The 23418-nt window shown below is 32.8% G+C and carries 21 protein-coding genes; 10 read left to right on the forward strand and 11 right to left on the reverse strand.

Annotated elements, in window-relative coordinates; translation table 11 throughout:
• From HSX10_RS05615 to HSX10_RS05660, 10 genes are all read left to right on the forward strand, one after another.
• Window positions 1-1284, forward strand: coding sequence for a hypothetical protein (locus tag HSX10_RS05615; RefSeq protein ID WP_173587223.1), 1284 nt, complete (start codon window positions 1-3; stop codon window positions 1282-1284).
• Window positions 1268-2263: a glycosyltransferase family 4 protein gene (locus HSX10_RS05620; RefSeq protein ID WP_173587224.1), complete on the forward strand. Its 996-nt coding sequence runs from the start codon at window positions 1268-1270 to the stop codon at window positions 2261-2263. The genes HSX10_RS05615 and HSX10_RS05620 overlap by 17 nt, the downstream gene beginning before the upstream one ends.
• Window positions 2256-3395, forward strand: coding sequence for a glycosyltransferase family 4 protein (locus tag HSX10_RS05625; RefSeq protein ID WP_173587225.1), 1140 nt, complete (start codon window positions 2256-2258; stop codon window positions 3393-3395). The genes HSX10_RS05620 and HSX10_RS05625 overlap by 8 nt, the downstream gene beginning before the upstream one ends.
• An 8-nt stretch (window positions 3396-3403) precedes the next feature.
• Window positions 3404-4351, forward strand: a complete 948-nt coding sequence (locus tag HSX10_RS05630; RefSeq protein ID WP_173587226.1) for a UDP-glucuronic acid decarboxylase family protein — start codon at window positions 3404-3406, stop codon at window positions 4349-4351.
• Window position 4352: 1 nt separating this feature from the next.
• Window positions 4353-4898 carry a WcaF family extracellular polysaccharide biosynthesis acetyltransferase gene (locus HSX10_RS05635; RefSeq protein ID WP_173587407.1) on the forward strand — a complete coding sequence of 182 codons (546 nt, stop codon included), beginning with the start codon at window positions 4353-4355 and terminating at the stop codon, window positions 4896-4898.
• A gap of 6 nt (window positions 4899-4904) precedes the next feature.
• Entirely contained in the window at window positions 4905-5654 is a 750-nt protein-coding gene (locus HSX10_RS05640) for a glycosyltransferase family 2 protein (RefSeq protein ID WP_173587227.1), read from the forward strand.
• 91 nt (window positions 5655-5745) lie between these two features.
• The gene (locus HSX10_RS05645; protein ID WP_173587228.1) at window positions 5746-6852 is read left to right on the forward strand and encodes an MraY family glycosyltransferase; all 1107 of its coding nucleotides are present in this window, start codon (window positions 5746-5748) and stop codon (window positions 6850-6852) included.
• A 161-nt stretch (window positions 6853-7013) separates the two neighbouring features.
• Window positions 7014-7700 carry a polysaccharide biosynthesis/export family protein gene (locus HSX10_RS05650; RefSeq protein WP_254453203.1) on the forward strand — a complete coding sequence of 229 codons (687 nt, stop codon included), beginning with the start codon at window positions 7014-7016 and terminating at the stop codon, window positions 7698-7700.
• Between the two features lies 1 nt (window position 7701).
• Complete coding sequence (locus HSX10_RS05655; RefSeq protein ID WP_173587230.1) at window positions 7702-10035, forward strand: GumC family protein; 2334 nt, start codon at window positions 7702-7704, stop codon at window positions 10033-10035.
• Between the two features lie 100 nt (window positions 10036-10135).
• Window positions 10136-10555 (forward strand): CBS domain-containing protein, encoded by a 420-nt coding sequence (locus HSX10_RS05660; RefSeq protein ID WP_173587231.1) that lies wholly within the window; start codon window positions 10136-10138, stop codon window positions 10553-10555.
• A 51-nt stretch (window positions 10556-10606) separates the two neighbouring features.
• Here the strand turns inward: HSX10_RS05660 and rpe are convergent, their stop codons facing one another.
• The 11 genes from rpe to fbaA all read right to left on the reverse strand — a co-directional run bounded on the left by rpe (window position 10607) and on the right by fbaA (window position 23406).
• Window positions 10607-11269, reverse strand: coding sequence for a ribulose-phosphate 3-epimerase (gene rpe / locus HSX10_RS05665; RefSeq protein WP_173587232.1), 663 nt, complete (start codon window positions 11267-11269; stop codon window positions 10607-10609).
• 393 nt (window positions 11270-11662) lie between these two features.
• Window positions 11663-12526 (reverse strand): sigma-70 family RNA polymerase sigma factor, encoded by an 864-nt coding sequence (locus HSX10_RS05670; RefSeq protein ID WP_173587233.1) that lies wholly within the window; start codon window positions 12524-12526, stop codon window positions 11663-11665.
• Between the two features lie 96 nt (window positions 12527-12622).
• The gene (locus HSX10_RS05675) at window positions 12623-12997 is read right to left on the reverse strand and encodes a hypothetical protein (RefSeq protein ID WP_173587234.1); all 375 of its coding nucleotides are present in this window, start codon (window positions 12995-12997) and stop codon (window positions 12623-12625) included.
• Window positions 12998-13218: 221 nt separating this feature from the next.
• Window positions 13219-14418, reverse strand: coding sequence for a glutamate-5-semialdehyde dehydrogenase (locus HSX10_RS05680; RefSeq protein WP_173587235.1), 1200 nt, complete (start codon window positions 14416-14418; stop codon window positions 13219-13221).
• Window positions 14419-14445: 27 nt separating this feature from the next.
• A complete protein-coding gene (gene proB, locus HSX10_RS05685) occupies window positions 14446-15225 on the reverse strand; it encodes a glutamate 5-kinase (RefSeq protein ID WP_173587236.1) in 780 nt (259 codons plus the stop codon).
• A gap of 97 nt (window positions 15226-15322) precedes the next feature.
• On the reverse strand, window positions 15323-16126 hold the full coding sequence (proC, locus tag HSX10_RS05690) for a pyrroline-5-carboxylate reductase (protein WP_173587237.1): 804 nt from the start codon (window positions 16124-16126) through the stop codon (window positions 15323-15325).
• A 296-nt stretch (window positions 16127-16422) separates the two neighbouring features.
• A complete protein-coding gene (locus HSX10_RS05695) occupies window positions 16423-17835 on the reverse strand; it encodes a glycosyltransferase family 2 protein (RefSeq protein WP_173587238.1) in 1413 nt (470 codons plus the stop codon).
• A 232-nt stretch (window positions 17836-18067) separates the two neighbouring features.
• Window positions 18068-20317 (reverse strand): polyribonucleotide nucleotidyltransferase, encoded by a 2250-nt coding sequence (locus tag HSX10_RS05700; RefSeq protein ID WP_173587239.1) that lies wholly within the window; start codon window positions 20315-20317, stop codon window positions 18068-18070.
• A 193-nt stretch (window positions 20318-20510) separates the two neighbouring features.
• A complete protein-coding gene (gene rpsO, locus HSX10_RS05705) occupies window positions 20511-20780 on the reverse strand; it encodes a 30S ribosomal protein S15 (protein ID WP_173587240.1) in 270 nt (89 codons plus the stop codon).
• A gap of 446 nt (window positions 20781-21226) precedes the next feature.
• On the reverse strand, window positions 21227-22084 hold the full coding sequence (gene accD, locus HSX10_RS05710) for an acetyl-CoA carboxylase, carboxyltransferase subunit beta (protein WP_173587241.1): 858 nt from the start codon (window positions 22082-22084) through the stop codon (window positions 21227-21229).
• A gap of 254 nt (window positions 22085-22338) precedes the next feature.
• On the reverse strand, window positions 22339-23406 hold the full coding sequence (gene fbaA / locus HSX10_RS05715) for a class II fructose-bisphosphate aldolase (protein WP_173587242.1): 1068 nt from the start codon (window positions 23404-23406) through the stop codon (window positions 22339-22341).
• Between the last annotated feature and the right edge of the window lie 12 nt (window positions 23407-23418).

Below are 23418 nucleotides of genomic sequence, written 5' to 3' on the forward strand. Positions count from 1 at the left end.
ATGGGAGGATGGACTCTTATAGGCTGTATTGCTGTTGTTTATTTGGGAATTCTATTCGTTAAGCGCTTAGGAGAAAGTGTGCCTATCTTAGAGTTGATGACTTTAATAGCAGGACTACAGTGGATTATTGGTCCTATAATAGAATATGCAAGTCCTTCTGGTCACTATAAGTACTATATGTATGTAGATCAGGAAACCTATATGGGTTTTGTTGTCCCTGCTTATTTGTTATTTATGGTTGTTATTCTTAAAGGGGTAAAGAAAAGTGCGAATTTTAAAGTCCCAATATCTCATTTAGAACATTATTCTCAATATGGTTTAATGATTTTTGGTATTGGTGTCGTTTTCGATTTAGTAGGTGGTTTTTTACCAGGTGCTTTAGGGTTCTTTGCGTTTATACTCTCTAATTTTAAATTTGCGGGAGCCATTATCTTATTTTTTTCTAAGGATGCTTTATTAAAAAAAGTCTTTTATGGTGCTATAGTTTATCTTTTTGCTATAGCATTGGCTAAGGGGATGTTCCATGATTTAATATTATGGTCTGTTTTTTTCTATATGTTTTGGGCTATTAAAAATAAGCCTTCATTAGCTTTTATATTCATTACATTTCTAATAGCTGCACTATCATTAACAACATTGCAAACTATAAAAAGAGCTTACAGAAGTCAAATTTGGCAAGGTTATTCTGGTAATAAAGTTGAATTGTTTGTGACTTTAATGGCTGAGTCACTTGTGTCTGGAGATGTAACAGAAGAAGCCGAACAAGGTGAAACTGGGACTAATGTTAGGCTCAACCAAGGGTGGATTATTAGTGCTGTGATTTATAACATTCCAAAATACCAACCCTATTTAAATGGAGAAACAGTGAGTACTGCTCTTTTTTCCTCTGTTTTACCCCGATTTTTAAACCCAAACAAAGCTGTGGCTGGAGGACGAGAAAATTTTAGAAAGTTCACAGGATTAAGTTTATCAGATGGTACCTCCATGGGAATTAGTATTATAGGTGAAGCTTATGGTAATTTTGGCAAAATTGGAGGCATCTTATTTATGGGGCTTTGGGGTTTTTTCTTGACTAGAATATGGTCTAAGTTGTTTAAGATTGTTTTAAATAATATTGTTTTTATCAGTTTTTTACCCATTGCTTTTTTACAAGTTATTAAAGCCGAAACAGAACTTGTTGTGGTTTTAAACCACTTAATAAAATCGTTAATTGTGATTTTCTTTTTCTTTTGGTATGCTAAAAATTATTTGAATTGGAATTTTTCTCATGAGACTAAACGTTAATTATATTTTCAGGAAACGCTTACCTCAATACAACAGTATTGAAGAGTTGTTTGGTGTGCTACAAGAACGACTTAAAGACGAGGTCTCTGTATATAGTGAAGTGCTTCCGTTTTCTGGTGGGAGTCCTCTAGTTGTTCTTAAAAATATATTTAGTTTTAAAAACAGGTCCGCTACTCAAGTTAATCATATTACAGGAGATGTCAATTACATGGCTTTAGTTACTGGTAAGACCTCTGTATTAACCGTACATGATGTTCGTTCTGTTTTAAAAGGCTCTGTTCTTAAACGTTTTTACCTAAAACTCGTTTGGTTTACTTTACCTGCTCTATTTGTAAAACGTATTACTGTAATTTCAGAATTTACAAGGTTAGAATTATCTCAGGTTATTCCGTTTGCGGCACATAAAATTAAGGTTGTTTATAACCCTGTAAACTCGCAATTGGTTTATTTTCCAAAAGAAAAAAACACCATTTGTCCTCATATTTTATTGATAGGAACGAAGGTTAATAAAAATTTAGAGCGTATTTTTGAGGCTTTAAACGGTATTCCCTGTCAATTAACGATCATAGGTCAATTAACCGCAGATCAATTGGGGCTTTTAAAACGTTATCAGTTAAATTATAAATGCATGTTTCAAATTCCTTATTCAGCTATTATTGAAGCATACAAATCCTGTGATTTGGTTTTGTTTGCGTCAACCTATGAGGGTTTTGGGATGCCCATAATAGAAGCGCAGGCCATTGGTCGGCCTGTTATCACCTCTCATATTGGTGCGATGAAAGAAATTGCAGGCGATAGTGCTTATCTTGTAGACCCTTATAATGTTAAGGAGATCCATACTGCTGTGAAAACGATTGTTTTAGATGAGGCCTTACAAGATGAATTGATACAAAAAGGGCAACTCAATATTAAACGCTTTCATATTAATAAAATAGCCAAAGATTATTTAAATATTTATAAGGAGGTTGCAGATGCTTAAGAACGAAAAAATATTAATTTTTATTGATTGGTTTTTGCCGGGCTATAAAGCAGGAGGTCCTATTCAATCGGTTAATAATATTATTTTTCACCTCCATGATACTTTTGATATTTCTATAGTGACTTCCAATAAAGATTTGGGAGAGGCATTACCGTATGCTGATTTAGAATTTAATAGATGGCAGGTTAGGGCGAATTATAAGGTTATTTATTTAGATGAAAATCATCAGAATAGAAACTTTTACAGAAATTTATTAAAAGAGGAAGCTTACCAGTATGTGTATTTTAATTCTTTATTTTCAATACAATTCACCTTACTTCCTTTGTGGGTGATGCGAAACTCTTCATTAAAGTGTGTTTTAGCGCCTAGAGGCATGGTTGGTAAAGGTGCTTTAGCTATTAAGCCTTTTAAAAAGAAATTGTTTATTAGCCTATTTAAGCTAAAAGGTTTACATAAAAGGTTGATTTGGCATGCCACTTCTCATTTAGAACAACAAGAAATAGAACAACAATTTGGTCATGATTTGGATATAAGAATCGCTTCAAATTTATCTTCTAAAATGACTCCTTTTAGTTTTAAAGAAAAACAAGCCAACCGTTTGAATGTCTTTTTTCTATCTAGGATTGCTTTAAAGAAAAATTTATTGAAAGCTTTAGACTATCTATCTTATACCGATGTCTCACATCATATTAAATTTTCAATCATTGGTCCTGTAGACGAGCAGGATTATTGGGATACTTGTGAAGCCTTTATTGAGAAAATGCCAAAACATGTTGAAGTGAATTATTTAGGTGCTATTCCTAATAATCAACTTCATGCTGTTTTAAAAGATCAACATATTTTATTATTACCCACTATGCATGAAAATTTTGGACATGTTATAATGGAGTCTTGGCAAAATGGCTGTCCCGTATTAATTTCAGATCAAACCCCTTGGTTAGATCTTGAAGAAAAATATCTAGGATATGCTATATCTTTGTCTAAATCAGATATGTTTGTAAAACAATTGAATTATTTCTCTGAGATGGATGCCGATCATTTTCATAAATGGTCTAAATCGGCTTATGATTTTGCAGCGGCATTCACTCAAAAACCACAACTTGTAATCGATACTAAAAAATTATTTAAATAAAAAGTACAATGAAAAGAATATTAATCACCGGAGGCGCCGGTTTTGTAGGGTCACACTTGTGCGAGCGTTTATTAAACGAAGGTAATGAAGTGATCTGTTTAGATAATTATTTTACGGGGAGTAAAAAGAACATTGAACATTTAATGGATCATCATTATTTTGAATTGGTACGTCATGATGTTACAGAACCGTTTATGATTGAAGTTGATGAGATCTATAATATGGCTTGTCCGGCTTCACCTGTTCATTATCAGTATAATCCTATAAAAACGATTAAAACATCGGTAATGGGCGCTATCAATATGTTAGGTTTAGCTAAGCGTGTTAAAGCTAAAATTCTACAAGCTTCTACAAGTGAAGTTTATGGAGATCCAGCAGTACACCCACAACCCGAAACGTATTGGGGAAATGTTAACCCTATAGGTCTACGTTCTTGTTATGACGAAGGAAAACGTTGTGCGGAAACCTTGTTTATGGATTATCATTTGCAGAATGATGTGGCTATTAAAATTATTAGAATTTTTAATACTTACGGTCCCAATATGAATCCTAATGATGGTCGTGTGGTTTCTAATTTTATTGTTCAAGCCTTAAAAGGGGAGAATATTACCATGTTTGGAGATGGATCGCAAACACGATCTTTTCAATATGTAGATGATTTAGTAGAAGGAACTACAAGAATGATGAATAGTCGTGATGGTTTTACAGGCCCTGTAAATATTGGTAACCCCGTAGAATTTACGATGATGGAATTGGCAAGTAAAGTTATTGAATTAACAAACTCTACTTCTAAGATTATTCATATGCCATTACCACAAGATGATCCTTTACAACGTAAGCCAGTTATTGATTTGGCAAATAAGGAATTGAATGGTTGGGAGCCTAAGATTCATTTAGAAGAAGGTTTAATAAAAACCATTGGTTATTTCGATAACTTACTTAAAGCAGAACAGTAAATTGAAAACGGATTTATCATCTTATAACAATGATTGGTATCAGCCTGGGCGTCGACTTAAAATCTTGTGTTGGTATTTTATTAACGTATTATTTTTTATAAATCCTTTAAATCCTATTTCGAGTTTAAAAGTCTTTTTTTTAAAACTTTTTGGAGCTCAAATAGGTACTGGAGTTGTTATAAAGCCAGGGGTAAGTATCAAATATCCTTGGTTACTCACTATTGGTAATCATTGCTGGATAGGAGAGTCGGTGTGGATTGATAATTTAGCTCAGGTCACGATAGAAGACCATGTTTGTGTTTCTCAGGGCGCCTTATTGCTTTGTGGAAATCATAATTATAAATCGACTCGTTTTGATCTGTTTGTAACTCCGATTACGTTAAGAGAAGGGAGTTGGGTTGGTGCTAAATCTATTGTTACTCCTGGGGTAACGTTAGAAAGCCATGCTGTATTAAGTGTGTGTTCTGTTGCGACAACTGATCTGGAGTCTTATAGTATTTACCAAGGGAATCCTGCTGTAAAAGTGAAATCGCGTCAATTCAATTAAACTCAAATGAAAGTATCTATAATTACCGCCACTTATAATAGTGAAAAGACTATTGAAGCTTGCATGGCGTCTGTATTACATCAATCTTACCCTAATATTGAATATATTATTGTAGATGGTGGTTCTAATGCGGAAACATTAGAATTATTGCATGCAACAGCAAAGGAATATCCGAATATTATATTGAGTTCTGAACCTGATAAGGGTATTTATGATGCTTTAAATAAGGGGATAGCAAAGGCTACAGGAGCTATTGTAGGATTTGTGCATTCGGACGATTTTCTCGCTGATAATGATGTTATAAGCACTATTGTAGCCGCTTTTAATACCCATCAAGTTGATGGGGTTTATGGTGATTTGCATTATGTGGCTTTAGAGAACACCGATAAGGTTATTAGAAATTGGATAAGTCAACCTTTTGTCTCTAATTTATTAAAGCAAGGTTGGATGCCTGCACATCCGACTTTATATTTGAAGAAAAGTATCTATGATAAATATGGGTTATTTGATCTAAAATATAAGATAGCAGCAGATTATGATTTTATTTTGCGTATCTTTCGGCAAGAAAATTTGAGCTTTTTTTACTTGCCAAAAACCATAGTTAAAATGCGCATTGGTGGTGCAAGTAATAAAAATTTAAAAAATATTTTACAGAAATCTAAAGAAGATTATCGTGCTATTAAAACGAATCATATCGGAAATTGGCTTACGGTTCTTCTTAAAAATGTGAGTAAGCTTAAGCAGTTTAAAGCCTAATAATAAACTTGAGTATATCATTATAATTAAATAATATTAGTTTGAATTTTTTAACTGATATTTGCCCCCAAATCAATCAGAAATCACACAAATGGTAAAAGAATTACTAGAAAATTTCAATCCCGAAAACTACATCGGTTGGCTTTTTTTATTGGCTGTATGCATATCCTTTTTTGTTTCCAGTACAAGCTACCCCGCCATCATTAATGTGGCAAAATCTAAAAATTTAATGGACTCATCAGGAGGGCGAAGTAGCCATTCTGGAAGTGTACCAAATTTAGGAGGTATAGGGATGTTTTTGAGTATCGTTGTTACAATTACAATTTTAGGAGCTGTTTTAGATACTAAAATTCTTTTGTTAATATTGGGGGGGATTACTATCTTATTTTTTTTAGGATTAAAAGATGATATTCTTATTTTATCTCCCCGTAAGAAATTTATAGGGCAATTATTGGCGGCCTTATTATTAATTATATTTACAGATACACGAATTATAGGTATGTCAGGAATTCTTGGTGTTACTATTATGCCGTATTGGGTTTCTGTTGTATTTACGCTTTTTGTATATATATTAGTGATTAATGCCTTTAATTTAATTGATGGGATTGATGGTTTAGCAGGAACTTTAGCCCTATTAGCCATTATTAGTTTTGCTTCTGTTTTTTATACCTATGATGATATTAGTATGGTTGTGCTAGCCGCAGCTGTTATTGGAGCATTGATTCCGTTTTTGTTTTTGAATTTTTCTAGGCGTAATAAAATGTTTATGGGAGATACAGGGTCTATGATTTTAGGTTTTATTATCGCTGTATTCGCAGTGCGATTTATTAATAATTCTGAGTTAACAACAGTAGCAATTTATCATAATGCTTCACCCATACTTGTTTTAGCCTTTTTGTTTTTTCCTTTATTAGATACGTTACGTATTTTCTTTATTCGCTTAGTTATTCATAAGAAAAGTCCTTTTACAGCTGATAGAAATCATTTACACCATCGTTTTTTAAGTTTAGGTTTTTCACACAGGCAAACAACAGCCATTATTGTTTTAATTAATAGTATTCTTATTTTAATAAGCTTTTATATTACTGCTGTGGATATTAATTTACAATTAGTTATATTACTACTTTCGGGTACTATTCTGTATTCCTTATATTTTATTTATGATTGGATGAAAGGTAAAAGATTAAATAAAAATTAAAGACCTGTTTAATTCTTAAGGTCTAAAAGACTATTCCTTTGTGAATATCGTTATTGCGCTTATATTTGCTTTCTTATTTTAATTTATGTATGATGTTTAAAAATCTAATATTTATTTGTTGTTTACTATTGGTTTTTTCGTGTTCCACTAAAAAAGAAATTTTGTATTTACAAGATGTCGATCAACATCATAATACCGAAATTAAATATACGAGTACTACCATTCAACCGAATGATATTCTGCGTATTAATGTGAGTGCCTTAGTCCCTGAATCTACAATTCCCTATAATGAAGTGACTAGCGGAGGAGGGCAGAGTGTAGAACTCATGCTTTTAGATGGCTATTTGGTATCTGAAAACTCAACCATTAATTTTCCGGTTTTAGGTTTGATTTCTGTAAAAGGGATGACGCCTATAGAGTTTTCTGATTTTTTAAAAGAGAAATTAGAAGCTGAAGGGCATTTAAAAAACCCTTCTGTAAATGTGCGTGTGATTAATGCTAAAGTAATGGTTTTAGGAGAAGTTAATAACCCTGGTACTTATAATTTTACAGAGCAAAATATTACGTTATTACAAGCTTTGGCTAATGCAGGAGATTTGGCTATTACAGGAAAGCGTGAAGACATTACCGTGATTAGAGAAGAAGACGGACTACGTAAAATTGGACATGTTGATTTAACCTCTTCAGATTGGTTAGATGGTGAATTTGGCTATGTTAAACCTAATGATGTTATCATTGTTAACCCGAGTGGTCCAAAAGTGAAAAGTGCTGGCTTTATAACTAATATACCCAGTTTATTATCTCTTTTTTCTATTTTATTATCAACAGTTATTATAATCACTAGATAGTATGAGTCAAATACAACAAGATCAATTTGTTTATTCTGTTGATCAGGGTGAAAATATAAAAGTTCAGATCCGTAAGTATTTGACTTACTGGTATTGGTTTGTATTGGGGATCATTTTAGCACTATTAGGTGCTTATTTGTATTTAAGATATACACCAAAAGTTTATAATTCTAGCGCTAAAATTAAAATACTTAATAAAACTAAAGGTTTAGAATTGCCTTCAGCTGCCTTTGTTTTTAATCGTTCTAATATTAATTTAGAAAATGAGATAGAAATTCTTAAATCTTTGCGTATCAGTGAGGCTGTTGTAGATAAGCTAGATTTAACGATGCGTTTTTATGTTGAAGGAAGTGTTATTACAACCGAGGTAAGTCAATTGCCATTTTACCTTCTTAAAACCATAAGTAACGATAGTATTTTTAAAGGATCCTCTTACCGTATTGAAGTGAAGCCTTCAGCCTTTGAAGTGACAGTGGATGATAGTGATCAAGTTTTAGTATTTCCTGATTTTGATACTACAAAAACCAATCACAACTTACCCTTTGAGTTGAGTCTCCCTAATCATTTTGATATTAATACTGCTGAGGATAAAGTTTATATTGTGAATTTTTCACCTGTATCAGCGGTTGCTGGTGGGATTAAAGGCGGGATTGGTGTTAATGTATTAGGTAAGAGTGATTTGCTTGAGTTAAGTTTTACAAGTCAGAGTAAAGAAAAGAATGAACGCGTTATTAATACTTTAATTGAAGTCTTTAATGAGGATGGTATTAATGACCGCCAAGAGATATCGAGACGAACCATAGACTTTATAGACGAACGCTTTGGTTTATTAGCCGAAGAATTAGATTCCATAGAGTCAGGAATAAAGGATTATAAGCAAAAAAATGATATAATTTCACTTGAATCAGGTGTAACATTAAGTTTAAGTCAGCGTACTGCTTCTGAGCAGGAGCTTTTTGCTATTGAAAATCAACTCATTATTTCTAATTTGCTTAAAGAGACCATAGAACGTCCTAGTGGAACTTCAGAATTACTCCCAGAGAATATCGGTGTTTCTAATGCAAGTATTAATAGTTTAATTGATAATTATAATACGATTGTTTTAGAACGTAATAATTTCTTGACAAGTGGTGGTGAAAATAACCCTAGCGTTATAGCATTAACTACTAAATTAAAAGATTTAAAATCTAATATTTTTGTATCCATTTCATCTTATAGAAAGCAATTGGAAGCTTCTAAGATGCAATTGTTGCGAGAGAACCGAAAATTTGCTTCTCAGGTGTATAATTTACCGGAAAAGGAGAAGGTCATAACTGATATTACGAGACAGCGCGAAATTAAACAAACCCTATATTTGTTTTTACTTCAAAAACGAGAAGAAGCTGCTATTAATTTAGCGATTACCGAACCTTCTATTAAGGTTGTAGAGTATGCGATTTCTAATTGGAATCCTATTTCTCCAAATTCAAAGAGTATTTACATGCAAGCTATGGCTGCTGGTTTGATTATACCCTTTGGTATCATTTATTTATTGATGTTTTTAGATACCAAAATAAAAGGACGAGAAGACTTACTGAATATCAGCCCCAAGGTGCCTATTGTTGGTGAGATCCCTAAGGTGAAAAATGACAATCTTATTTTTAATGATCCCAATGACCGCTCTGTACAGGCCGAAGCTTTTAGGATTTTGAGTTCTAATGTTAATTATATATTACCTGTTAAAGCCGGAGAGGCTGCTAAAGTTATTTACTGTACATCTACGATTAAAGGCGAAGGTAAAACTTATGTCAGTATTAATTTGTCTTTGGCATTATCGAGTATTAATAAAAAAGTGTTGTTAATTGGAGCTGATTTAAGAAATCCTCAAATTCACACTCATATTCATGCCGATAAAAACAAGCCTGGTTTATCGAATTATTTACATGATGGGGATTTTCATTGGGAAGCTGCAATAATTAAAGGTTTTGAGAAACATCCTAATCACGATATTATTTTATCTGGTAATATTCCACCAAATCCTGCTCATTTATTAACTAATGGTCGCTTTAAAAAGCTTATTGATGAAGCTAAACTTAAATATGATTATATTATTGTAGATACAGCACCTACCATTTTAGTTACTGATACCATGTTGATCTCTCAGCTAGCAGATGCTACTATTTATTTAGCACGTGCTAATTATACAGAGAAGAAATTATTAAACTATTCTAAAGATCTATTTGAATCTGGTAAGTTAAAGAATGTGGCTTATGTTCTTAATAGTGTAGACACCAATAAGTCTTATGGTTATGGTTATAACTATGGCTATAATTATGGCTATACTGATAAGAAATAATAGTCAATACGTTTTCTGTTTTTAAAATTATGTGATATTTGTCATGGTTTTTATAGGCATTATAAATTACTTTTAATAGTGAATTATAAAACTAATGATTATGAGAACTATAGATCCAATTTCAAAAATAATGTCAACAAATATCATTGCTCTTAATAGAGAAGATGATCTTGAGATGGCAGAACGCTTATTTAAAAGACATAAAATAAGACACATACCTGTGGTTAGAGAAGGTGTTGTGGTTGGTATGTTAAGTTATACCGATTTATTAAGAATCAGTTTTGCTGATGCTGTAGAGGATACAGATACTGATGTGGATTCTTTAGTTTATAATATGTTTACTATTGACCAAGTGATGATTAAAAATGTAGTGACTGTAACTTCAGATGCTTCAATTAAAGATGTTGCTAAATTATTAGCAAGTAAAGAGTTTCATGCCGTACCCGTCATTGATAACGGTTTGTTAGTAGGGATTGTTACCACAACCGATTTGATTAACTATTTATTAGAACAATTATAAAATAAAAATGCGCGTTATGCGCATTTTTATTGTTTTAAGAATCAGCTAATTTTAAGAATTAGCTAAATCCTTTAGGTTTTTAATTGTTTTGATAGGATCACTACTTTTAAATACGTGACTTCCGGCTACAAATGTATCTGCACCAGCTTCTACTAATTTCTCAATATTTAGATCTGTGACTCCACCGTCAATTTCAATACGTGTATCTAAACCTTGTTCATTAATCATTTTACGAAGATTTTTAACACGCTTATAAGTAATGTCTTCAAATTTTTGTCCTCCAAAACCAGGATTTATAGACATTAATAATATCATGTAACATTCAGGTAAAATATCTTCTAAAACGGTAAGAGGAGTTGTTATATTGAGTACAATTCCTGCTTTACACCCCGCATCCTTAATCTGTCTTAGTGTTCTATGCAAGTGAACAGTTGATTCATAATGCACAGTAATAATATCTGCTCCAACTTTTGCGAATTCTTCAATATAACGCTCTGGCTTTTCAATCATTAAATGCACGTCTAAAGGTTTTGTAGCGTGCTTTTTAATTGCTGCAATTACAGGCATTCCGTATGATATGTTGGGTACAAAGTGACCATCCATTACATCGATATGAAACCAGTCTGCATCACTGTTATTTACCATTTCAGTATCGCGTTGTAGATTGCCAAAATCGGCAGCTAACATTGAGGGTGCAATTAATTTTGAAGCCATTGTATTCAGTTGTTTTTATGTTTAGGCAAATGTAATTAAAAATGGTGAGATGGGGAGGGGGGATTTGGTGGGGTAGGTGAAGGGGTGATATGGTGATTTGGTGGGGTGGTGATTTGGTGATATGGTGGGGTGGTGATTTGATGATTTGGTGATATGGTGATATGGTGATATGGTGATTTGGTGAGGGGGTGATTTGGTGAGGTAGGTGAGGTAGGTGAGGTAGGTGAGGGGGTGGAAGGTATTAAAAAAAGTGAACCCACGGTAATCAGCCGTGGGTTCTTTCATCAATCAAAAAACGAACAGTTATGTTGTAACTGTTGTTACCTTAGTTGGGTTAGTCGTGTTGTTTACGTTATGCTTACATATTTTTATGTCATTAAGTAAAAATTGTGACTAGCCTAAATATGTTTTTAATATTTTACTTCTAGACGTATGTTTTAAACGTCTGATTGCTTTTTCTTTAATTTGTCTTACACGTTCACGAGTTAAATCGAAAGTTTCTCCAATTTCTTCTAAAGTCATTGGGTGTTGGTTTCCTAAACCAAAATATAAACGAATGACATCTGCTTCACGAGGTGTTAACGTTTCTAAAGCGCGTTCAATTTCAGTACGTAAAGAATCATGTAATAAATCTCTATCAGGATTTGGTGATTCTCCACTTCGCAATACATCATATAAGTTAGAATCTTCACCTTCAACTAAAGGTGCATCCATACTGACGTGACGACCAGAATTTTTCATAGACTCTTTAACATCGTTAATCGTCATGTCTAATTCCTTAGCGATTTCCTCAGGAGAAGGTGGACGCTCGTGACTTTGCTCTAAAAAAGCAAACGTCTTATTAATTTTATTAATAGAACCAATTTTGTTTAATGGTAAACGTACAATACGAGATTGTTCTGCTAATGCTTGTAGAATCGATTGACGAATCCACCAAACCGCATAAGAGATAAATTTAAAACCACGTGTTTCATCAAAACGTTGCGCTGCTTTGATTAACCCTAAATTACCTTCATTAATTAAATCTGGTAATGTTAAACCTTGATTTTGGTATTGCTTAGCAACAGATACCACAAAACGTAAGTTTGCTTTAGTTAATTTTTCTAAAGCAATTTGATCTCCGGCTTTAATACGCTGAGCTAATTCTACTTCTTCATCAGCTGTAATAAGATCTACTTTACCAATTTCTTGTAAATATTTATCTAAGGATGCCGTTTCCCTATTAGTTACCTGCTTGGTAATTTTAAGCTGTCTCATATGATTTTATGATTTGTGCAATTTAACTACAACAACATGTTGCTCTTATTATACGTACAAAAGCAATTAAATGTTACACAATTATATGAAAAACTTTTAAATCTTTAAAAGTTTTATATTGTCAAGGTTTATAGCATCAATAGTTTCATTAGAGAATTTATAATGTCCTCTTGTGGTTATTAAGCGAAATCTGTAAGATTTTATTTTACTTAAGGTACTTAGAAATAACCATTTTGATTTTAGTAATCTTGGTTTTTCTGATTTTAAACTTAAATCAAAAATATGTTTTCGACCCTCTTTTTCGGCAACTATATCTGGAGTAACGCTTATTTTACTTCCTTTTTTGTGATAAGATTTTGGAGATTCATAGCCTTCTAAATCGGCCTTAATATTTGAATACCCTAAATTTTCAAGATAAGTTATTGAGTTGCTTAATTCGTCGGTGTATTTAATTTTGTCTTGTATAATCATAGCTTATAGTATAAGGAAAATTTATGTATAATCCAAATTAATCGATATGAGTTATGATTCTATTTTTGATATTAAGTATTTGATAATCTATTAGTTGTTGTGTTTCGTTGTAGGTTTTCGGCTATGGTTTTAGCCTAAAAAAAACAAACCAAAACTGAGTGAAAAATCAGCTTTGGTTTGCTACAGTATAGATGCTTTTTGTAAGCTATTTAATTCGTTATTTAAACTCTAACTTGTCCATCACCATAGACATAATATTTATTGGTTACCAATTGGTTTAGGCCTAAAGGACCACGGTGGTGTAGTTTATCTGTACTTATAGCTAATTCTGCTCCAACGCCCATTTGTCCTCCATCTGTAAAGCGGGTAGAGGCGTTATGGTAAACAGCAGCGCTATCTACATTATGCATAAAGTTTAAGGCTTCAGTTTTATCTTCTGTAATAATTGCAGCAGAATGTTTTCCTGAATATTTATTAATAGCACTAATTGCTTCATCTAAAGATTCTACCTCACCAATAAGTATTTTTAAGGCTAAAAACTCTTCATGCCAAACATCTTCATTTGTAACTATCTCCTTGTCTGTTAAAATTCGAGCTATTTTCTTATCTACAAGCACTTCAACTTTATATTGTTCTAATTTTTGTTGAAGCATTTTTACTTTTGTTTCGTAATCGGGTAAATTTTTATTGATCAACACTTTGTCTAAAGCATTACATCCCGAAATCTTATCTGTTTTAGCATTAATGATTACATTAACTGCTTTGCTCCAATCTGCTTGTTCGGAAACATACAAAAAGTTGTTGCCACGACCACTTATTAAAACGGCACATGTTGCATGCGTTTTTACGAAATTGATTAAACGTTCTCCGCCTCGTGGTACAATTAAATCTAAAGGTTCCGTTGGGTTTTTTAGGAATTCTTGCGTTTCTTCACGTTTTAAATGCAACAGCTTTATCCAGTCTTTAGATAATTCGTTTTGTTCTAAAGCTTCGTGCCAACATTTTTCTAGAGCAAGATTGCTATTTAAAGCTTCTTTTCCACCTTTTAATAAAATTTTATTGTTGGCTTTAAATGCTAAAACAGCGGCTTCAATAGTAACATCTGGTCGTGATTCATATATAATAAGAATTGTACCAAATGGTGCTGTAGTATTTACAATGTTTAATTTGTTATCTAAGGTTCTGTTAGTGATTTCTTTTCCAACAGGATCTTCTTGAAGCATTACGGCTTTAACAGCAGCCATCATTTCGTCTACCTTTTTATCGTTAACAATTAAACGATCGTAAAGCGCTTGGTCTTCTCTTTCAAATGCATCTAGATCTTTCTTATTAGCTTCTATGATTGTTTTTCGTTCCCGTTCTAAAATCTGAAGCATAGATTTTAAGACGTTATTTTTTATATCTGTATTTAAAAGTTTCATGTTATTGTGTTTTAATTCGAAGTGTATTTAGGCACAAATAAATTTAGTTCCTACTTCCTTATCATTAATAATATCTACAATTACATTCGCTTTTTTTCCATTAGCAATGTAAGTAGGGATGTTTTTGTTCGCAGTTCCTTTGGCTATCTTTAATTTAGACGCCATACCACCGCGACCTTCACCTTCTTTTTTATCAGAATCTTGAACATATTTCTCTACGTTTTGATTTGTGACTACAGTGTTTAAAAGTTTTGAATCATCATCATCTGGATGCCCGTTGTAAAGGCCGTCGGTATCTGATAATATAATTAAACGGTCTGCATCTACAAGCTCTGCTATTAAGCTTGCTAATTCATCATTATCTGAAAACATTGACATGGTCAGTGAAACCGCATCATCTTCGTTTGCGATAGGAGTAACGCCTTCTTTAAGTAAACCTTCGTAACAATTAATCATGTTTTCACGATGCTTTCCGATGTCAAAATCTCGTTTGGTGGCTAATACTTGTGCACATCTCATGCCGTAATCATGAAACAAACTGTAATAGTGTCTCATCATTCTTGGTTGCCCCACCGCCGAATATACTTGCCTTCTTATCGACTTGTCTTTAATGTTTGTTTTGCCTAGTATTTCCATACCAGCCATTGCCGATCCAGAAGATACAAGAATCACCTTGATATCTTCTTCATTTAGTACCGCGATTTGCCTCACCAATTCACGAAGTACTGGTCCTAAAATTCTATTGTCTTTATTTGTTAATACGTTGGTTCCTACTTTTACAACCACCCGTTTTAAATCGTCATTCATTGTTTTGTATTATGTATCAGAATAAAATTCTGAAGTGTAATAATTATATTTTTTAATAGGTTATTATCTTCACCTAATTAATTTTCAATTTGTTTTATTATTCTTTTCCTAATTCTACTGCGCGATCAAATGCTGCATAAGCTGCATCTTCTATCAGTTGCTTTACATTGTTATCGTCCATAGAATCTATGGCAGCTTGTGTGGTTCCTCCTTTAGAGGCTACTTTATCTATCCATGATTTTGGTGAAATGTTATTTTGATTGAAGAGTTCAATAGCCCCTTCAAACGTGCTGCTCACCAATTTTTTAGAATCATCATCAGAAAAGCCCATTTTTAAAGCCGCTTCTAACATGGATTGCATAAAATAAAATACATAAGCAGGTCCACTCCCCGAAATTCCTGTAGAGGCATCAATAAATTTTTCAGTATTTACATGTATTGAAGTTCCTGTGGTATCTAATAGATTTCTTACCATAATAAGTTCTACCTTGGATACCTCTTTTGATTCTGTATAAGAGGTGATTCCTTTCCCAACTTGGGCAGGTAAATTAGGCATTGTTCTTATTACTTTTTTAATATTTAATCCTTTCTGAATCGTATTTATGGTAACACCAGCCATTAACGATACAAATATTTGACTATCGTTAATCATCGGTTTCATTACTTTAAATAAATCTTCGCTGTGATATGGTTTTACAGCTATAAATACAAGGTCTGCTTTTGGTAAGCAATCTTCTAAATTGTCAAATACGTTGAATCTTGAATCTTTGTTCAAGCTTTCTATTTTTTGTGGATCGGTATCATATATTCTAAGTTTGTGTCTGCTAAGTAATGGCGATGCTGCCATACCTTCTGAATATGTTAAGCCCATATTCCCGGCTCCGATTACTAATACTCTCATAATTTGTTTTATATATTAACTGACAGTAATGTCAGTTGTGTTAATAGCCGCAATTACTGTGCGATAGTGCCAAAATGAAATTATCATTTAAAGATTTTTGATATCCTAAGGATTTTATAACTATTGTTGTGGTTTTTTAACTTATAATGATGAATTGTTCAAAATCTCATAATTAGTAAAAAAGAGATTGTCTTAAAAGTGACAGTGTGTCGGTGACAAAAAGGAAGTTATAAAAAACAAGCCTATAAAAATTCTAGATTTTTATAGGCTTATAAATATAAGTTTTATGAAGTAATTTATTTTTCTACTGCTATTTCACGCGTTAACCAACCTCTTCTACTTGCTGTTGCAATTGAGTATGGTGTGATCCAAAATAGGGCAAAGGTGAAAACAATACTGTAAGTATAAGCCCAAATCGCTTCTTTTATCTCATAACGATGACCAAAGAAAAGTGCAGAAAATGTAGAAAACACCAAAATACTTAATAATGTAGATCCTAAAAATAATAAGGGATGTGTTAATACAAAGAACATCATAAATATCACAAAAGGATAACTCATTATAATTCTTGAAGCTTGACTAATAAAAAGTATACGGCTGCCAAATTTACTACCCTCTCTAAAGTTGGTAAAAACATATTTAGCCATTGAAATATTTTCTCTCACATTACTTCTTCCCCATCTAATAAACATTTTATATAGGCCTAAATATTCTTCAGGTACATTAGTGTAGGCTACAGCGTCTTTTTGAAACAAGACATGCTTTCCTTGTTTTAAAATCATATTTGTCATTGCTCTATCTTCACCAATATCTGAAGGTTGCCCCATAAAGGTTTGATTAATCCACTCAGGTAAGCAATTAAATACCGCTGATCTTCTGTAAGCTGCTAATGCTCCTGGAGTACATAAAACAGAGTTTAAGTTGCTTTCTGCAGAACGAACAAATTCAAAACTCATTACAAAACTCACATCCAACATCTTTGGAAGCATTTCTTTCTTATTATTTAAGACTCTAATGTTACCGGCAACGGCTCCACATTTTTCATCTTTGGTAAACGGACTTACTAAATTTCTAAGTGTATCTTCAGTTACAATAGAATCACTGTCTACAGTTATAAATACCTCTCCATTTCCAATATTAAATCCTCTATATAGTGCATGACGTTTTCCTTTATTTTCTGGTTGTTGAAAGATATCTAAACGATCACCTAATTTATTCTTAGCATCTAGCATCCAATCCCAAGTATCATCTTTACTACCATCATCAATTGATAATATTTGCATTTTATTTTTAGGGTAGTTACTTTCTGCTAAACTCATTAAGGTATCCCAAACTTGTTTCCCTTCATTATATGCAGGTACAATAATGGTAACTGTTGGTAATTCTTTATCCGAAACTGATGCTACAGGTTTGTATTTTATGTAGTTGTATATTGTATAGGTAAAAAAAAGTCCTTTGTAGATAAATAACCCAAGTGCAATGGTCATAAAAATATACCCTAAAGTTGAACTTCTTTGATTAGCATTGAATTTTTCAAAATCATTAAAAAAGACATAAAAGAAATAAATACCCATACTTATTAATAAGAAGGTACTAAATAATACAATTTTATTATGAAAATTCTGAGTTTTTGGTTCACTGTTGAGAAATTTATTAGTAAACTTTTTTGTTCTAGATAAGTTTGTTGAAGGTATTTCTTTCGATCTCATATAAATTATTAATTCGTTGGATTAATTGATATAAGATGTACGTTAAGGATTACATTTCAGACTTAATTTTAATTTTATTTAACATATTGAGCTGTTTTTTTAAAAACTCATTTAGGTATTATAATAAGAGTTTTATATTTGTAATTCAGTTGTTTGTATTGGTTTTAGAGCAAAAATAAACCCTAAATGGAATTTCCATTTAGGGTTATAATATTAACAATCGAAATTAGAATTAATCTTCTTTCTTGTCTTCTCTAGGTTTACGATCATCACGTCTGTTATCACGTCCGCGATTATCTCTTCCTCTGTTGTTATCACGTCCACCAGAACGTTTATCATCTCTTGGTGGTCTTGCTACATAACCTTCAGGTTTTGGTAAAATTGCTTTACGAGATACTTTTTCTTTACGAGTTCTTGGATCTTGTCCAAAATACTTCACATCAAAAACGTCACCCATATTAACAACGTCACTTACATTTTCAGTACGTTCCCAAGCTAGCTCAGATACATGTAATAAAACTTCGTTTCCTGGTGCATCCATATATTCTACAACGGCACCGAAATCTAACATTTTAATAACTTTTACTTCGTAAACGCTACCTACAGTTGGTTTGAATAATAAAGAATCTATTTTTGCCATAACAGCATCAATACCTTTACTTCCAACACCTAATATTTCAACAATACCTTCTTCAGTCACTGGATCTTCGTTAATAACGATAGTTGTCTCAGTTTCTTTTTGCATTTCTTGAATTACTTTTCCTCCAGGTCCAATTAAAGCACCAATAAATTCGTTAGGTACACGACGCGTAACCATAGTAGGCGCGTGATCTTTAACGCTTTCTGCAGGAGCAGCAATTGTATCTGTAATTTTACCTAAGATATGTAAACGGCCAGCACGAGCTTGTTTTAGTGCATTCACTAAAATTTCGTAGCTTAATCCTTTAATTTTAATATCCATTTGGCAAGCGGTAATACCTTCAGTAGTCCCCGTTACTTTAAAATCCATATCACCTAAGTGATCTTCATCTCCTAAAATATCAGATAATACAGCGTAGCGATCACCATCAGAAATTAATCCCATTGCGATACCAGAAACAGGTCTTTTCATTTTAACACCAGCATCCATCATTGCCATTGTACCAGCACAAACTGTTGCCATAGAAGAAGAACCGTTAGATTCTAAGACTTCAGATACTACACGTACTGTGTAAGGACAATCTGCAGGAATCATTCCTTTTAATGCACGTTGCGCTAAGTTACCATGACCAACTTCTCTACGAGATGTTCCTCTTAATGGTCTAGCTTCACCTGTACAAAAAGGAGGGAAGTTATAATGTAAATAGAAATTCTCCTCACCTTCGTAAGATGGCATATCTATTTTGTTAGCATCTCTAGAAGTTCCTAAAGTTACTGTTGCTAAAGCTTGAGTTTCTCCACGAGAAAAGATTGAAGAACCATGCGTAGAAGGTAAGTAATCTACCTCACACCAAATTGGTCTAATTTCATCAGTCTTTCTTCCGTCTAAGCGTAAACCTTCGCTTAATGTTAATTCACGAACAGCTTCTTTTTCAGCTTTGCTATAATAACCACCAACTAAATGACCAAATTCTGCCATTTCTTCTTCAGTAAATGAAGCTTTAACTTCTTCTTTTACTTCAGCAAATGCATTAGTACGCTCTACTTTAGAAGTTCCCTTCTTAGCAATAGCGTAACATTTATCGTAAGCTAATTCGTGTATTCTTTTTTGTAAATCTTCGTTTACTTCAGCAGTCGTGTATTCACGAGTTTCTTTTTTACCGAAAGCTTCCGCTAAACGGATTTGAGCAGCAATTTGAACTTTAATCGCTTCGTGAGCAAATTTGATAGCATCTGCCATCTCTTCCTCAGAAATCTCATCCATTTCACCTTCAACCATCATTACTGAATCCGCTGAAGCTCCAATCATCATTTCTAGATCAGATTCTGCTAATTGTGCACGAGTTGGGTTAATAACGAATTCACCATTTACACGTGCAACTCTAGCTTCAGAGATTGGACATTCAAAAGGGAAATCTGATAATTGTATTGCAGCACTCGCCGCTAAACCAGCCATAGCTTCAGGCATAACGTTCTCGTCATGAGACATTAATTGAATCATCACTTGCGTTTCTGCGTGATAATCTTTTGGGAATAATGGACGTAAAACACGGTCTACTAAACGCATTGTTAAAACTTCACCGTCACTTGGTCTTGCTTCTCTTTTAAAGAATCCTCCAGGGTAACGACCAGCTGCAGCAAATTTTTCTCTGTAATCTACCGTTAAAGGTAAAAAGTCAACATCTGCTTGTTTGTAATTGGAAACAACTGTACATAATAACATACATTTTCCAGATTGCACAACAACGCTACCGTGAGCTTGTTTTGCTAATTTTCCAGTTTCGATAGAAATTTCTCTACCATCTCCAAGGTCTATAACCTCTTTAAAAACTTGTGGTTTCATATTTTTCTTAATTCTAATTAAACAAAGGTCGTTGTGTTGTTGTGTAGTTGTTGCTGTTGTTGACCAATGAAAAACCGCAACTCTAAAATCGTTTTAGAGTTTTTATGCTATTTTTTTACGATTGTTAAACTCTTACGTTTGAGTTATATAAAAAATAAAAAGCCACGCTAAATGCGTGGCTTTCTTATTGAGATTATTTTCTTAATCCTAATTCTTTAACTATCGCACGATATCTTAAGACATCTTTCTTAGTTAAGTAATCTAATAAAGAACGGCGTTTACCAACTAATTTTACTAACGAACGCTCAGTATTATAATCTTTACGATTCTTTTTTAAGTGTTCAGTTAAGTGATTAATTCTTGCTGTAAACAATGCAATCTGTCCTTCTGCAGAACCAGTATCTTTTGCGTTTTTACCGTGCTTTGTGAAAAGTTCTTCTTTTCCTTTTTGATTTAAATACATGCTAATATTTTTGTAAATGATTTTTATGTACACGAAAGCATTTCTTTCGAACTGCAAATATACTACTTTTTTGTGATTTGAGATTTTTTCAGTAACTTTTTGATAGTCTTAATTCTATAATTAATCACATCATTAAGATTTCTCTAATAGCTCATCACTTTCTGTAAATTAATATTTATTAATGTAGAGATGTTAAAGTGTTTTATCTCCTTAGACGTTTATCTGCTATTTACGATATTTTGTATGTATTATTCGTTTGGCTATAATAAAGATGCTGTTAAAATAAGATTCAATTTTTAATTAGTAAAATAGATGTTACGCTTAAAATTGATAGAAGGAGAGGGTTTTTTATCAAAAAAAATAAAATTAATAATTTAGGTGAGTCATAAATTAAAAAGAGCCTTTCAAAATTTATTTTGAAAGGCTCTTTTCTTTGTTATATTATATTAAGCTCGTACGGGTTGATTTTTAATTAAATCGATATACAAGTTAACCTGCTTCTTAAGATCTCTACGATGTGTAATAAAGTCTAAGAAGCCATGTTCTAATAAAAATTCTGAAGTTTGAAAACCTTCAGGTAATTCTTTACCTGTTGTATCTCTTACAATTCTTGGGCCCGCAAAGCCTATTAAAGCACCAGGTTCAGCAATATTAATATCTCCAAGCATTGCAAATGATGCCGTGGTACCGCCTGTTGTTGGATCTGTACATAGTGAGATATAAGGGATCCCTGCATCTGCAAGTTGTGCTAATTTAACTGAGGTTTTAGCTAATTGCATTAACGAAAGTGCTGCTTCCATCATACGTGCACCACCAGATTTACTAATAATCATTAAAGGTGTTTCGTTTTTTAAAGCATAAGCAGCTGCTCTAGCAATTTTTTCACCTACAACACTTCCCATAGAACCGCCAATAAAAGCAAAATCCATGCATGCTATAACCAAGTCTTGTCCGTTAGATTTTCCAACTCCTGTGCGTACAGCATCTTTAAGATTTGTTTTTTCTTGAGCTGCTTTTAAACGGTCTGGATATTTTTTTGTGTCTTCAAACTTTAGTGGGTCCTTAGACGTTAAATTTGCATCTAACTCTGTGTACTTATTGTCATCAAATAGAATTTGAAAATATTCATTACTTCCAATTCTAACATGATAACCGTCTTCTGGACTCACATAGAAATTTTGTTCTAATTCTTTAGTATCTATAATTTTTCCTGTAGGAGATTTATACCAAAGGCCTTTAGGTGTATCTTTCTTTTCTTCAGTTGAGGTATGAATACCTTTTTCTTTTCTCTTAAACCAAGCCATATTAATTTACGATTTTTTTAATCCTAAGCGACGCTTAAGACAGGTTTATGATTTTAGATTTTATCAATCTTAAATCTGTAATTTGATTTAGTAGTTAGTTACTAAACTAAGTGTGCAAAATTACTATTTTATTAAATATAACTCAAAAATAGAAGTAGGTATCTCTAAAAAGCAGAGATTTGTGGCAATAAAAACCCGTTAAAACTCTGATTTTAAGTTTTAACGGGTTTAAAAAAGTATTATAATTATGCTAACTAAAGTGTGTTAACATTGTTTAAATCTTCAAAAGCTTTTTTCAATCTAGCAACAAAAGCGTCTTCTCCTTTACGTAACCAAACACGTGGATCGTAGTATTTTTTGTTAGGAACTTCAGTACCTTCTGGGTTACCAATCTGACTTTGTAAGAAGTCTTTATTGTCTTGAATGTAATCTCTAACACCAGTTAAAAATGCATATTGCATATCAGTATCAATATTCATTTTAATTACACCGTAAGTAATTGCTTCTTTGATTTCTTCTGTCGTAGAACCTGATCCACCGTGGAATACAAAATCAATATGATTGTGTGGTAAATTATGTTTTTTAGATAAAAAGTCTTGAGAGTTTCTTAATATTTTTGGCGTTAACTTAACGTTTCCTGGTTTGTAAACACCGTGAACATTACCAAAAGCAGCTGCAATAGTAAATTGATCACTAACTTTACTTAATTCTTCGTAAGCGTAAGCTACTTCTTCTGGTTGCGTGTATAATTTAGAATCATCTACATCAGAATTATCTACACCATCTTCTTCACCACCTGTAATACCTAATTCAATTTCTAGTGTCATACCCATTTTGCTCATACGCTCAAGATATTTTTTACAAGTTGCAATGTTTTCTTCGATTGGTTCTTCAGATAAATCAATCATATGAGAACTGTATAAAGGCTTACCAGTTTCTTTAAAAAACTGTTCACTAGCATCTAATAAACCGTCAATCCAAGGTAATAATTTTTTAGCACAATGATCTGTGTGTAAAATTACTGGCACTCCGTAAGCTTCAGCCATAAGGTGAATGTGCTTAGCACCTGCTACAGAACCTGCAATAGCTGCTTTTTGACCTTCATTACTTAAGCTTTTTCCTGCATTAAATTGTGCTCCTCCGTTTGAGAATTGAATAATAACAGGTGCATTTAATGATTTAGCTGTTTCTAATACCGCGTTAATTGTGTTAGACCCCGTTACATTTACAGCGGGTAAAGCATAACCTTTTTCTTTAGCGTGGTTGAAAATATTTTGAACTTCTTTTCCTGTGGCAACGCCAGGTTTGATATTATGACTCATAATTATAGAATT

The sequence above is a fragment of the Winogradskyella undariae genome (genome assembly GCF_013285155.1).
Taxonomy (GTDB): Bacteria; Bacteroidota; Bacteroidia; order Flavobacteriales; family Flavobacteriaceae; genus Winogradskyella; species Winogradskyella undariae.